This window comes from Vibrio profundi, assembly GCF_005281835.1.
GTDB classification, from domain to species: Bacteria; Pseudomonadota; Gammaproteobacteria; order Enterobacterales; family Vibrionaceae; genus Vibrio; species Vibrio profundi.
Map to the genome: position 1 here is coordinate 406732 of NZ_RZIS01000001.1, position 14513 is coordinate 421244.

The following is a 14513-nucleotide window of genomic DNA, read 5'->3' on the forward strand; positions in this document are numbered from 1 at the left end:
TTAATGAACATATCAAGACCAACTATTTGTAGGGCTTTCCCTCAAGTGTTTAACAGTATAGATGTTTTGGAGTAAAAATGAGCGAGACAGCAACGCACAATAAAGAAACTCGTGGCTTTCAATCTGAAGTAAAACAACTACTTCATCTGATGATTCATTCACTATATTCAAACAAAGAGATCTTCTTACGTGAGCTGATTTCAAACGCGTCGGATGCGGCAGATAAACTACGTTTCCAAGCGCTATCAAATGCAGACTTATACCAAGGTGATGCAGATTTAGGTGTGAAGTTGTCGTTTAACGCAGAAGCGAACACGCTAACCATTTCCGATAATGGTATCGGTATGAGCCGTGAAGACGTTATTGAACACTTAGGTACGATTGCAAAATCAGGTACAGCTGACTTTTTCTCTAAGCTTTCTGAAGATCAATCTAAAGACTCACAATTGATTGGTCAGTTTGGTGTTGGTTTTTACTCAGCATTCATCGTAGCAGATGCCGTAACTGTACGTACTCGTGCAGCAGGCTCTTCATCTGATCAAGCTGTTCAATGGCATTCTGCGGGTGAAGGTGAGTACACGATTGAAGATATTACGAAAGAATCTCGTGGTACTGATATCGTTCTTCATATGCGTGAAGAAGGTAAAGAGTTCCTTAATGAGTACCGTTTACGTGAAGTGATCGGGAAATACTCTGATCATATCGGCATTCCTGTTTCAATTTTAACTGCTGTTAAAGACGAAGAAGGCAAAGAAACCGATGAGAAAAAGTGGGAGCAAATCAACAAAGCTCAAGCACTTTGGACTCGCAATAAATCGGATATCGAAAAAGAAGAGTACCAAGAGTTCTATAAGCACGTGTCGCATGACTTTGCGGATCCATTAACATGGAGCCACAACAAGGTTGAAGGTAAAAACGATTACACGAGTTTGTTGTACATCCCTGCAAAAGCACCTTGGGATATGATGAACCGCGATCATAAGAGCGGCCTAAAGCTGTACGTGCAGCGCGTATTTATCATGGACGATGCTGAGCAATTCATGCCTTCTTACATGCGTTTTGTTCGTGGCTTAATTGATTCGAACGATCTGCCGCTAAACGTATCGCGTGAAATTCTTCAAGATAACAAAGTGACTCAGTCTTTACGTGGCGCATGTACTAAGCGTGTATTGACTATGCTTGAGCGTTTATCAAAAAATGATGAAGAAAAGTACCAAGCGTTTTGGAACGAGTTTGGCCTTGTAATGAAAGAAGGCCCAGCAGAAGACATGGCAAACAAAGAGAAGATCGCTGGTCTACTTCGTTTTGCATCTACGGAAGTGGACTCTGCTGATCAAACCATCAGCCTAGCGTCTTACGTTGAGCGTATGAAAGAAGGCCAAGATAAGATCTACTACTTAACAGCAGATAGCTACGCTGCTGCGAAGAACAGCCCGCACCTTGAGCAATTCAAAGCAAAAGGTATCGAAGTTGTGCTTATGTACGATCGTATTGATGAGTTCTTGATGAACTACTTGAATGAATTCGACGGTAAGCAATTCCAATCGATCAGTAAAGCAGGCTTAGATTTAAGCAAGTTTGAAGGTGAAGAAGAGAAAGAAAAGCAGAAAGAAACTGAAGAAGAATTTAAGTCAGTGGTAGAGCGCACTCAAGCTTACCTTGGTGACCGAGTAAAAGAAGTGCGTACTACATTCAAACTAGCGACTACGCCAGCGGTTGTGGTAACGGACGACTTCGAAATGGGTACACAGATGGCTAAGCTTCTTGAAGCGGCTGGCCAAGCTGCGCCTGAAGTGAAATACATTTTCGAAATCAATCCTGAGCACGCATTAGTTAAGCAAATGGCAGATGAAGCTGATGAAGAAGCCTTCGGCCGCTGGGTTGAAGTGCTATTAGGCCAAGCGATGCTTGCTGAGAAAGGCTCGATGGAAGATCCTTCGCAATTCTTAGGTGCTATAAATAACCTTTTGACTAAGGGCTAATAGAAAAAATATGTAGATAAAAGCTCGCTTCTGCGAGCTTTTTTGTTGTAAATGACGCGAATGTGCGTCATTTGTAAATAATTAGAAAATGGGATTGTAAGACAGGATATCAATCATATTCTTTAGTCTTAAATTCAGCCATATTGAATATTAATGTGGTAGAATGCCCGACCTAAATACGGCAAAGATTACGCGAACATGCGTAATTGTTTCGCTCAGTATTAATTTTAAACGTTATACCGAAACTTACCGTGTGGTGCATTATGCTGTTTTACAGTCAGTGTGTTAGCGAATAAATGTTAAGTTTTGAGCTAAATAGTGAGCTTCGGTATAAATCATAATTTCAAAAGAGGATTCAACATGCGCATCATTCTTCTAGGTGCTCCAGGCGCGGGTAAAGGCACTCAGGCTAACTTCATCATGGGTAAATTTGGTATCCCTCAAATTTCTACAGGTGACATGCTACGTGCTGCTATCAAAGCTGGTACTGAGCTTGGTAAACAAGCGAAATCAGTTATCGATGCTGGTCAACTAGTTTCTGATGAAATCATTCTTGGCCTAATCAAAGAGCGTATCGCTCAAGATGATTGTGAAAAAGGTTTCTTGCTGGATGGTTTCCCTCGCACAATTCCTCAAGCTGATGGCCTAAAAGAAATGGGTATCGCTGTCGATTACGTTGTTGAATTTGACGTAGCGGATGACGTGATTGTTGAGCGTATGGCTGGTCGTCGTGCTCACCTTCCTTCTGGTCGTACTTACCACGTTGTATTTAACCCGCCTAAAGAAGAAGGCAAAGATGACGTAACTGGTGAAGAACTAGTAGTTCGTGATGACGACAAAGAAGAGACAGTTCGCGCTCGTTTAGGTGTATACCATGAGCAAACTGCGCCGTTAATTTCTTACTACGGTAACGAAGCGGAAGCGGGTAACACTAAGTACCTGAAGTTCGATGGTACTAAGCAAGTTGCTGAAGTTAGTGCAGAACTTGAGAAAGCACTAGCATAATTGGCTAACAGGCCGATTTATAATTTGATATATTGGAAGCGGCCTTAAAGGTCGCTTTTTTTATCTCTGTATTTCTTCAATATTGTCGATAGACGTATTCGCTACTGATTGTTTTAGGTTCGTATGGAAAACAAAAAGAAACAAGGTGTGCTGCTGGTTAACTTAGGCACACCTGATGAAGCAACCGCTCCTGCTGTAAAACGCTTTTTAAGTGAATTCTTACTTGATAAACGTGTGGTGAGCTTAAATCGCTTAATCTGGTATCCGCTTCTAAAAGGCGCAATTTTACCAGTGAGATCACCTAAGGTTGCAAAACTCTATCAATCAGTGTGGATGGACGAAGGTTCACCTTTGCTCGTGTACTCTAAAGCTCAAGTACGTAAACTTAAAACAGCGTTGGATATGCCTGTGGAGCTAGGAATGACTTATGGTAATCCTAGTCTTAAGTCGGGAGTTCAGGCGTTACTAGACCAAGGTGTTGAAGACATCATAGTGTTACCTTTATATCCACAATATTCAGGGACGACGACTGCAGCGGTGTCTGATGGTTTGACTAAAGCGTTCAAAACTATGCCTGTCGTGCCTAGCTATCGATTTATTAATGATTACTATCAGCACCCTTTGTACATTAAAGCATTGGCTGAAAGTGTAAGAGAGCAATGGCAAGAACATGGCAAAGGCGACTACTTGTTATGTTCTTATCATGGTATTCCGAAACGTTTAGCTGATCAGGGAGATATCTACCCGTTACATTGCCAAAAAACGACTGAATTGTTAGCTCAAGAATTAGGGTTATCTAGCAATGAAATAGGGATGACTTATCAATCTCGCTTTGGTCGTGAAGAATGGTTAAAACCTTATACTGATGAGACCTTGGAAGCTTTACCGAGCAAAGGTGTTAAAAAGCTTGATATCATGGCGCCTGCATTTTCGGTAGATTGTTTGGAAACGCTTGAAGAGATATCTGACCAGTGCAAGGAAACATTCATCGACGCTGGTGGTACAGATTTTAGCTATATCATGTGCCTTAACGACAGAGATTCGCACATCGATATGATGGCTCAATTGGTGGCGCATTACCGCTAATGGCGCGAAATTAGACAACTGTCAAAAGGGCTGCTCATTGAGCAGCCCTTTTTGAACTCGTTGTTTTGAGATCAATTGAGTTCGGTGTTAAACAATAGATGTTTCCGCAGTACCGTCTTCTTTTGGGTCAGACTCTAGCGTTAAATTACTTTCTACACCATGCATCCAAGATACAAGCTTACCCGCGCAAAGCAGCAGTAGTATGCCACTGATTGTTGCAGTAATTGCTATACCGCTGAAGATAGCCATAGCACCAAGTTCACCAACGTGTGAGCCCACTAGACCAGCTACGTAGTTTGCAATGGCGTTGAAGCCAAACCATGCCCCCATCATCAAGGATGCTAAACGTAGCGGTGCTAACTTAGTCACTAGCGACAGCCCGATAGGTGACAAGCACAGCTCCCCTAGAGTGTGAAAGAAGAACGCACCAACGAGCCACAGCATAGAAGTTTTAACCGTGAGGTCACCACCTTGCTGCATTACAGCACCCATCATGCATACAAAACCTAGGGCCAAGAAGAACAAAGCCAACGCAAATTTTACTGGCGAGTTTGGCTCGCGCTTACCGAGCTTCACCCAAAATGCAGCGATGAGTGGTGCAAGTGTAATGATGAAGAATGGGTTTAAAGATTGGAACCAAGCAGCAGGAACTTCAAAGTCACCGATCATGCGATCTGTATACTGTTGAGTATAGATATTCATTAGGCCGCCAGCTTGTTCAAAACCAGCCCAGAAAACAATCACGAACAGACCCATGATCAAGATGACTTTTAGTCTGTCGAACTCTTCTTTGGTTAGTGGCGTTTTCTCTTTCGATTTGTTCAGAGCTTTGGCGCGAGTCGCTGCAGGTACAGAACCAATGTTACCTAACCAAGATTGGGCCATTGTTATTTGCATGATCAAGCTAATCACCATACCGATGCCGGCGGCCAGGAAACCAGCTTTCCATCCGTATGAATCAACGGCTGCACCAGAAATTAAGCCACCGAGAAGTGCACCTAAGTTGATACCCATGTAGAAAATAGTAAACGCACCATCACGGCGGTTGTCGCCTTCTTTGTATAGGTCTCCAACCATAGTCGAGATGTTTGGTTTGAACATTCCGTTACCGCTGATAAGCAGCGCTAAACCTAAATATAACGCGCTCACTTGGTCTAAACCTATCGAGCCAGTCGGCAGAGCCAGTGTGAATTGACCTAATGCCATCAATACGCCACCAATTAGGATCGATTTGCGCTGCCCTAGGTAGTTATCGGCAATCCATCCACCGATTAATGGTGTAATGTAGACCAAACCAGTGTAAATACCGTAAAGGTCGAGCGCGTCTTTTGTCGACCAACCAAGCCCACCGTTAATGGTTGTATCTGTCAGGAATAATACGAGAATGGCGCGCATTGCGTAGTAGGAGAAACGCTCCCATAGCTCTGTGCTAAAAAGTAGAAATAGGCCTCTAGGGTGGCCAAAGATGTTGTGTTGGTTTGGCATAAGTTTTACTAATTTTAGTTATTAAAGAATTTTATAGTGGCTTATGTATACCGATTGGTATTAATGACTGCAACTGCATTGTTGGATAGTCGTGATGAATGGTTTGACTTAACGTTTTGAAATTAAATGATTTTTATGAGCTTGTGGTGCGTATTTTCTGTGCTGCAAACTAATTTTCCAAATATGAAGGCTTGGAATTCAATAAGGTTGGTGCCATTTTGTACAGTTAAAATGCTGGTGGTTGATAGTTAAATAGAAAGGAATGATAGTTTTTTTGGTTATGATAAAATGTCGCCAGAATTTTTATAAAAACGTAGCTAGAAAAGTATGAAGCGTTGGTATTTATTATATTGTAAGCGCGGCGAGCAAAATCGCGCGAGACTGCATTTAGAAAATCAAAATATTGAGTGCTTCTACCCACAAATTGAAGTGGAAAAGATAGTTCGAGGAAAGCGCAAAGTTGTAGAAGAGCCTTTGTTTCCTTCTTACATGTTTGTACGCTTTGACTATGAAAATGGGCCAAGTTTCACGACGGTACGCTCGACCCGTGGAGTCGTGGATTTTATTCGATTTGGCGCATTACCTCATGAAATCCAAGGTGATTTAGTCTATGAATTGAAGTTGGTCGAGCAAGAAGTAGTGGAAACAGTAAAAGAGTATTTACCCGAAGAAGGGCAGATGATCCGAGTCAAGTCTGGCCAATTTTCGGGTATCGATGCTATATACATGGAGCAAGATGGCGAAGCTCGGTCAATTATGTTGGTGAAGATGATTAATCAAGTGGTCCCAGTCAGTATTGACAATAAAGACTTAGACTTGCAAATAGTTGAGTGAAATAATAAAAAGGCACCGAACGGTGCCTTTTTTTGAATGTTATTAGTACGAGTCGTTGTGAACCGCCTGCACCGCTCGACCTGATGGGTCGACACAGTTTTGGAAAGACTCATCCCACTCGATTGCTTTCGCTGACGAACAAGCGACAGAAGGGCCCCCAGGAACACATTCAGCAGCAGACTCTAGCGGGAACAGCTCTTCAAAAATCTCACGATACGCATAGCCTTCTTTTGTTGAAGGTGTGTTGTAAGGGAAGCGGAACTTAGCCGTCTCCATTTGTTGATCTGTTACTTTCGCTTCGGCTGTCGCTTTCAGCGTATCAATCCAGTCGTAGCCTACGCCATCTGAGAATTGCTCTTTTTGACGCCATGCGATGGACTCAGGAAGGTAATGCTCGAAACATTCACGTAAGATGTGTTTTTCCATCTTGCCGTTACCGCACATCTTGTCCTCTGGGTTTAAACGCATTGCGACATCGATAAATTCTTTGTCTAAGAAAGGTACACGGCCTTCTACGCCCCACGCTGCTAATGATTTATTAGCGCGAGCACAGTCAAACATGTTCAATGCAAGTAGCTTACGAACCGTTTCTTCGTGGAACTCTTGTGCATTTGGCGCTTTGTGGAAATATAAGTAGCCACCAAAAATTTCGTCAGCACCTTCGCCGGACAGTACCATTTTAATGCCCATTGCCTTGATCTTACGAGCTAACAAGTACATAGGCGTAGACGCACGAATAGTCGTTACATCATAAGTCTCGATGTGGTAAATCACATCACGAATTGCATCAAGGCCTTCTTGAATGGTGTATGTCATTTCGTGGTGAACAGTACCGATTTGATCCGCAACTTCACGAGCAGCTTTCAAATCTGGAGCACCTTCAAGGCCAACAGCAAATGAGTGTAGTTGTGGCCACCAGGCTTCAGATTGCTCGTCATCTTCAATACGCATTGCTGCAAAACGCTTTGCTACTGCTGAAGTAATAGAGGAGTCTAGACCACCAGAAAGTAGCACACCGTATGGTACATCTGTCATTAGCTGGCGCTTTACTGCAGCCTCTAATGCTTCTGTAAGGTCGGCTTTACTGGTTGAGTTGCCTTGTACTGCGGCGTATTCGTTCCAGTCGCGAACATAATAACGTTGCGGCTCCGCGTCTTTTGAACCGTAAAAACACCCCGGTGGGAACTCGCTAACCGTTTTACATACAGGAACCAGCGCTTTCATTTCAGAAGCAACATAGTAGTTACCATGCTCATCGTACCCTTGATAAAGCGGGATGATACCAATGTGATCACGACCCACTAAGTACTGATCTTTTTCTTCATCATACAGAACGAAAGCAAAGATACCGTTGAGCTCTTCGAGCAGATCCTCACCAAGCTCTTGGTATAAAGCTAAGATTACTTCACAATCTGAGTCTGTTTGAAAATCAAACTTATCTTCATAGCGAGCGCGAAGTTCTTTGTGGTTGTATATCTCACCGTTCACTGCCAGGATGTGTTTTTTGTCTTGGCTGTAAAGTGGCTGTGCACCACTGTTTAAGCCAACGATGGCTAAACGTTCATGCGCAAGAATTGCGTTGTCACTTGCGTAAATGCCAGACCAATCAGGGCCACGGTGGCGTAGCTTTTTCGACATTTCTAGGGCAACAGGGCGGAGTGCGGCAGCATCAGTTTTAATATCAAGAATGCCAAATACAGAACACATACAACTTCCTTTTAAATAATTTCCAAATCTTCTGCCTTCAATTTGCCACTTTGGCTAAAAAAAGCAACTGGATATCAATAAAAAAATCACACATGCAGGGTATGATTAGAAATTATCTATTAAAAGATTGTTTTTGGTGAATGAAATCAAGGTTTAGATGGAAAGGTGAGCAATACACCGTTATAGAGCGCTATGAACAGCACTCTATAACGGCTTAACAGGTCTAAGGTTTAATGATCTGCGGTTGAAGCTGATCGCAAACATGGCGAGCAAAGCCGCTACCCGCTTCACTGTAGATATTAAAAGCAGCGTCTACACCACTATCTCGAAGAATATCAAGCTGATCTTGATATTCAGCAATCGCAGCTATTTGACCTTGGTAATTACGAGATTTCAGCTGCTCTAAGGCGGTTTGGTTACCTTGGTGGTGTGGCATAGCGAGCAGAACAAGTTTGACGTTAGCTGTATCCAGTATACGCTCCCAAAAATCTGGGTCAGTTGCGTCTCCACTAATCACATTGCGGCCGTGGTTTCGATGAGTATGTGCCGCTTCTTCACGGACTTCGACCCCTAAACTCACTTTGCCGTAGCGATTGCGTATTTCGTCGTATGCTCCAGTACCAATGCGGCCCATGCCTAAGATCAGTACTTGAGCATGACCTGGATTAATAAGTTGATCGCGTTGGTTGAGTTTTTCTGCAGCATGTTCTTTTAACCATTTGCCCGATTGTTGGTAAAGTTTATGTCCAATACGATTCAATGGTGCAGCGATTAAGAAGGAGAGGGAAACCGCAATAGCTAGCGCAACCAATATATCGCCGGACATCCAGCCCATTTTTAACGCTAAACCACCAACGATCAGGCCGAATTCACTAAAGTTGAAAAGTGAAAGTGAGGTTAATAGCGATGTACGGACTCTAAATTTAAAACGGTTAAGTACCAAGAAGTAGAAAATCCCTTTTACAGGCAGCAACAGTAAGAAGAGAAGTGCAAGAACAAAGCCCTGGATTGTTGGCTGATCGGATAAACCGATGTTTAAGAAGAAGCAAACAAGGAACAGTTCTTTTAAATTAAATAGGGATTTTGAGAGTTCAGACGCTTTTCTGTGTCCAGCGAGTAGCATACCTAAGATTAACGCACCTAAATCTGCTTTAACCCCAACGAGTTCAAACAGTCCTGCGCCTACAACAAGCGCAAAAAATATGCCGAATAAGACTAACATCTCACCATGGCCAACCCAATCGAGCACTTTATAGAAGGCAGGGCGAAGCAAAGGTAAGGCAAAGAGTACAATAGCGTACCATTCCGGTAACTTTCCAGTTGAAGCAGTTAAGAAGATTACGGCGAAGATATCTTGCATGACCAAAATGCCAATCGCTAGCGTTCCGTACGTTGCATTCATTTCCCCTTTCTCTTGGAGGGACTTGACCGCAAATACTGTACTAGAGAAAGATAGAGCAAAGCCGAGAAGTATGATTTGCTCGGTGGACATCGCGGCTAAAGAAGATACGCCAAGAATTTTGAACCCAAATAGTGCCAATCCAAAAAAGACGGTCGACATCAAATTGTGGATAGTTGCACCAGCCCAAATTTCTTTCGAGAGCAGGGTTTTAATATCAAGCTTCAGGCCGATAGTGAATAACAGTAATGTTACGCCTAAGTCAGCTAACGTGACTATGGTGTCGTTGGACTCGAAGCCTGCGGCATAAAGTCCAAAACCGGCGAGAAGGAAGCCGACGAGAGGGGGGAGATTACATTTAAGCGCGATAAATCCAGCGATAAATGCTGTAGATATTAGTATGAGTTCCATAGATTTTTTATTGAATCCCTAGCTGTAAAAAACGGGCCGTGTTCATACAAACACGGCCCGTCACTCGTTCTGAAATTGACGTTAGTCTTCGAGGAGTTTCTGCAGTAATACACCATTAAGCATTGCGCGCTTAATCATTGCAAAAGCACCCATAGTAGGATGTTTGTCGATCTGAGATGCTACAATAGGCAAGCCACTATGAAAAGTTGTTAACGACTGATTTTCAACGTTTCGTCTAATAGCGGGGAATACGATATCTTGAGCGCTTGTGATGTCACCTGCTATAATGACTTTTTGCGGGTTAAACAAGTTGATTGTCATCGCTATCGCTTTGCCAAGTTGGTTACCTACTCGGACTAGGCTTTGTTTCGCTAGTTCGTCACCGTTGATTGCGTGGTCACAAACGTCGTTAATCGTGATTGTGTCTAATTCGGTTAATGACGACTCATAACCTTGTTTAATGAGTTTTTTGACTCGCTCAATAATCGCTGGGTTGGCTGCGACTGTTTCGAGGCAACCAAAATTGCCACACTGGCATTGCTCGCCTAGTGGGTCGATTTGAATATGACCAATCTCACCAACATTACGATTGTGCCCTAAGAACACTTGGCCGTTTACGATTATCCCCGCCCCTGTACCACGGTGAACACTGACAAGAATTGAATCTTGGCAATCTTTGCTTGCGCCGAAGTAGTGTTCAGCCAGAGCCATGCCTCGTACATCGTTGCCAACAAAACAAGCTACATTGAACGTATCACGTATGATGTCGCTAAGTGCCAGGTTATCAATATCGGTATTTGGCATATACTCAACAACGCCAGTCGTTGGGTTAACAAGGCCAGGTAAAGTGATACCGATAGCAATCAGTTGATCGATAGAAGGTTGGTTTTGCTCAACAAACGCTTTGAGGTGGTCAATCAAGCCACGCGTAAGGTCTGATTGATTGGTGTAGAGCAATTCTTTGTGGGCGAACGCAAGTTCTTTGCCGCCTAAATTGTAAAGGCTGAACTGAACGTAGTCTCGCCCTAACCGTACTGCAATAGAGTGAAAAGGCTCGACTTCTGTAGTGAGAGATATTGCACGCCTACCGCCAGTAGACGCTTGTTGCGCGACCTCTTTAATCAGGCCGCGCTCTAGAAGTTGGCGGGTAATTTTTGTAACACTTGCTGGAGCGAGTTGGCTCACATCCGCAACCTGTATTCGAGAAATCGGTCCTTGTTGATCGATCAGTCGATATACAGCTGCACTATTTAGTTGTTTAACTAAATCTACGTTACCTATTTGTCCGCCATTCATTATTAATTTTGCTCGTATTGTCCGTTAACAACAGTCGCTTGAACATTAAAGTCACGATCAAATACAGCGAGGTTTGCAACCATACCTTTCTTAATTCGGCCTAGTTTGTTTTCCACACCAATTGATGTCGCAGGGTAAAGAGTAGCCATGCGTAGAGCTTCGTCCAAAGCGATACCAGCGTGCTCAACAGTGTTTTGTACTGCTTCAATCATAGTTAGTGCTGAGCCGCCAAGTGTGCCATTTTCATCAACACACTTACCATCTCGGTAATATACTTTCTTACCGACAAAAATAAAGTATTCCATGTCAGCACCTGCAGGAGCTGTGGCATCGGTCACTAATACAAGCTTTTCGCCCTTAATTTTGTGAGCGATTCTGATGTTTGCGTAGTCGACGTGGAAGCCGTCGGCGATGATGCCAGCGTATACTTCCGGAGTATCGTAGATAGCGCCAACTACACCTGGTTCGCGGCCAACCATAGGAGTCATTGCGTTGAATAAGTGTGTTGCGAATGTAATACCAGATTCAAACCCTTGGCGTGCTTCAGCGTAAGTTGCGTTGGTATGGCCGATAGAAACCACCACGCCAGCTTTGTGTAAACGTTCGATGTGTTCTGGATCGTTTAGCTCTGGAGCCAATGTTACTTTTGCAACAAGATCGCTGTTCTCACAGATTAGCTCAATCATTTCGCTGTCAGACTTACGAATATGATCGACGCTATGGATGCCTTTCTTCGCAACGTTCAGGTATGGACCTTCAAGGTGTAGTCCCAATGATTGATTTTGGTATTTATTGTGGTATTCGCGAGCAGCAGTGATTACTGCGCGCATATCTTCATCTGATGACGTAATAAGGGTAGGCAAGAAGCTAGTACAGCCTGATTTTAGGTTTGCTTCATGCATGATCTGCATTGTATCTGCTGTGATTTCGTCGTTTAGCATTACGCCACCACAACCGTTAAGTTGTAGGTCAATAAAACCAGGGCTTAGATTAGCGCCATCAAGATCACGAACTTCCAGACCCTCTGGTAGTTCAGCAACAGGGCAAACCTTTTTAATCAGGTCATTTTCGATAATAACAGCGTGTCCTGTTAAAACGTCACTACCAGTGTAGATTTTACAATTACTTAGCGCGTACATAGTCAGCTAATCCTTATTTCGTGAGATCTTTAAATTCATTCAGTTGCCTATTCCGAATACTTACTTTGCGAGCATCATTTAGGCAACGTTTTATCTTTTCAGCAAAGCGCTCAGTTAAATGGGCGTTGTTTTAAGTGTTTGTTTTTATGAGTTTTATTTTAAGTGTTGCGTGCGGGTTTTAAGTGTTGGTAAAGGTTGTGTTTTACAACTGAACCGCGTATTACCTGGCTACAACATGAGACAAATTTTATCTACAAACTCTCATTTTTTTGAATGATAAAATAAGTTTTATGATCTCGCTAGCAAAAACCTTGGGATTTGCCCAAAACTGGTGATTAGGATCACAAATGGTAAGGTTTTAATTTGCGGAGCAAAATTAATGGAATAAACTGATTAGGACTAAATTGAGCGACTAAAATAAGTCTCTCGAACAAAATCTAAAAATCCTATAGGGGGAACTTAAGGTGAATATTCTTGGATATGCACAGAAGCTAGGTAAAGCATTAATGCTACCTATCGCAACGCTTCCGATTGCGGCGCTTCTTTTACGTTTAGGTCAAGGTGACCTTCTTGATATTCCATTCATGGCACAAGCTGGTGGCGCTATTTTCGGCAACCTACCTCTGCTATTTGGTTTAGGTATCGCAATTGGTCTTTCAAAAGATGGCAACGGTGCAGCTGGTCTAGCTGGTGCAGTTGCTTACTTTGTACTGACAGCAACAGCAACAACAATCAATGCAGACGTTAACATGTCTTTCTTCGGCGGTATCTTTGCAGGTATCATCGCGGGTCACTCTTATAACGCTTTCCATGCAACTCGCCTTCCTGAGTGGCTAGCATTCTTCGCTGGTAAACGCTTGGTTCCTATCATGGCCGGTCTGTTTGCACTTGTAGCAGGTGCTGTATCTGGTGTGGTTTGGCCAACAGTACAAGGCGGTCTAGATGCTCTAGCACACGCTGTTTCTACTTCTGGCGCGATTGGTCAATTCGTTTACGGTACTCTTAACCGTGCACTTATCCCTGTAGGTCTACACCACGTATTGAACTCATACTTCTGGTTCGGTATGGGTACTTGTCAAGAGATCATCGTTGCTGGTCAAGGCGCATTCGCTAACATCACTCAACTTTGTGTTGACCCAGCACTTGCTAAAACTCTAGTGGTTGGTCAAGAGCACACATTTACATTTGCTAACTCTGTAACTCCAGAAATCACTACTGTTGTTAAAGAAGTAACTGATACTGTTAAGTCTGGCGATCTACACCGTTTCTTCGGTGGCGATAAAGGCGCTGGCGTATTCATGAACGGTTTCTTCCCAGTAATGATGTTCGGTCTACCAGGTGCTGCACTTGCAATGTACCTAGCAGCTCCTGCTGAAAAACGTAGCCAAGTTGGTGGTGCTCTATTCTCAGTAGCGTTCTGTTCATTCCTAACAGGTATCACAGAGCCACTAGAATTCATGTTCGTATTCCTAGCTCCTGCTCTATACGCGATGCACGCAGTATTCACTGGTCTGTCTTTAGTTGTTGCTAACATGTTTGGCACTCTGCACGGTTTCGGTTTCTCTGCTGGTCTTATCGACTTCGTATTGAACTGGGGTCTAGCAACTAAACCTCTAGTACTTCTAGCAATCGGCCTTGGCTTCGGTGCTCTATACTTCTTCACTTTCTCTTTCGCAATCCGCGCTTTCAACTTGAAATCGCCAGGTCGTGAAGATGATGACGAAGCTGCAGCTCCAGCAGGCGAAGCGCCAAAAGGTGACCTTGCTCGTCAATACCTAAAAGCGCTAGGTGGTCATGAGAACCTTACTGCAATCGATGCATGTATTACTCGTCTACGTTTAACTCTTAAAGACCGCTCTGTTGCAGACGAAGCAGTTCTTAAGAAACTAGGTGCTAAAGGTGTGGTTAAACTAGGTGAAAACAACCTACAAGTTATCCTAGGCCCTCTAGCTGAAATCGTCGCAGGTGAAATGAAAGCTATCGGTGCTGGTGAAGACTTATCTGATGTAAAACTTCCATAGTAAGGAAGTACTTAACTGAGAAGAATTAATACTCTTAAGTAAGTATCAAATTGAAAGCCTCCCTCATGGGAGGCTTTTTAGTACCTACAGTTTAAAGCCAAATAACAGGGTTCGTTCTATTCTTCATCGAATAGCAGAAATAATCGCA

General features: G+C 43.3%; 10 protein-coding genes. 5 read left to right on the forward strand and 5 right to left on the reverse strand.

The window, feature by feature from the left end; all coding sequences use genetic code 11:
* Positions 1–77: 77 nt before the first annotated feature.
* From htpG to hemH, 3 genes are all read left to right on the forward strand, one after another.
* Positions 78–1982 (forward strand): molecular chaperone HtpG, encoded by a 1905-nt coding sequence (gene htpG, locus ELZ11_RS01920; RefSeq protein ID WP_137355681.1) that lies wholly within the window; start codon positions 78–80, stop codon positions 1980–1982.
* Positions 1983–2342: 360 nt separating this feature from the next.
* A complete protein-coding gene (gene adk / locus ELZ11_RS01925; protein ID WP_137355682.1) occupies positions 2343–2987 on the forward strand; it encodes an adenylate kinase in 645 nt (214 codons plus the stop codon).
* Positions 2988–3110: 123 nt separating this feature from the next.
* The gene (gene hemH, locus ELZ11_RS01930; RefSeq protein WP_137355683.1) at positions 3111–4073 is read left to right on the forward strand and encodes a ferrochelatase; all 963 of its coding nucleotides are present in this window, start codon (positions 3111–3113) and stop codon (positions 4071–4073) included.
* Positions 4074–4160: 87 nt separating this feature from the next.
* On the opposite strand, the gene ELZ11_RS01935 is transcribed toward hemH, so the two are convergent.
* Positions 4161–5558, reverse strand: a complete 1398-nt coding sequence (locus ELZ11_RS01935; RefSeq protein ID WP_137355684.1) for a peptide MFS transporter — start codon at positions 5556–5558, stop codon at positions 4161–4163.
* A 327-nt stretch (positions 5559–5885) separates the two neighbouring features.
* Between ELZ11_RS01935 and rfaH the strand changes: the two genes are divergently transcribed.
* Positions 5886–6392 (forward strand): transcription/translation regulatory transformer protein RfaH, encoded by a 507-nt coding sequence (rfaH, locus tag ELZ11_RS01940; RefSeq protein ID WP_137355685.1) that lies wholly within the window; start codon positions 5886–5888, stop codon positions 6390–6392.
* A 42-nt stretch (positions 6393–6434) separates the two neighbouring features.
* Here the strand turns inward: rfaH and asnB are convergent, their stop codons facing one another.
* From asnB to nagA, 4 genes are all read right to left on the reverse strand, one after another.
* Positions 6435–8099, reverse strand: a complete 1665-nt coding sequence (gene asnB / locus ELZ11_RS01945) for an asparagine synthase B (protein WP_137355686.1) — start codon at positions 8097–8099, stop codon at positions 6435–6437.
* 223 nt (positions 8100–8322) lie between these two features.
* A complete protein-coding gene (locus ELZ11_RS01950) occupies positions 8323–9909 on the reverse strand; it encodes a cation:proton antiporter family protein (protein WP_137355687.1) in 1587 nt (528 codons plus the stop codon).
* Positions 9910–9990: 81 nt separating this feature from the next.
* On the reverse strand, positions 9991–11205 hold the full coding sequence (nagC, locus tag ELZ11_RS01955) for a DNA-binding transcriptional regulator NagC (protein ID WP_137355688.1): 1215 nt from the start codon (positions 11203–11205) through the stop codon (positions 9991–9993).
* 2 nt (positions 11206–11207) lie between these two features.
* Complete coding sequence (gene nagA, locus ELZ11_RS01960; RefSeq protein ID WP_137355689.1) at positions 11208–12344, reverse strand: N-acetylglucosamine-6-phosphate deacetylase; 1137 nt, start codon at positions 12342–12344, stop codon at positions 11208–11210.
* 464 nt (positions 12345–12808) lie between these two features.
* Here nagA and nagE point away from each other — a divergent pair, with 464 nt between their 5' ends.
* Positions 12809–14365, forward strand: a complete 1557-nt coding sequence (nagE, locus tag ELZ11_RS01965) for an N-acetylglucosamine-specific PTS transporter subunit IIBC (protein ID WP_137355690.1) — start codon at positions 12809–12811, stop codon at positions 14363–14365.
* The last annotated feature ends 148 nt before the right edge of the window (positions 14366–14513 follow it).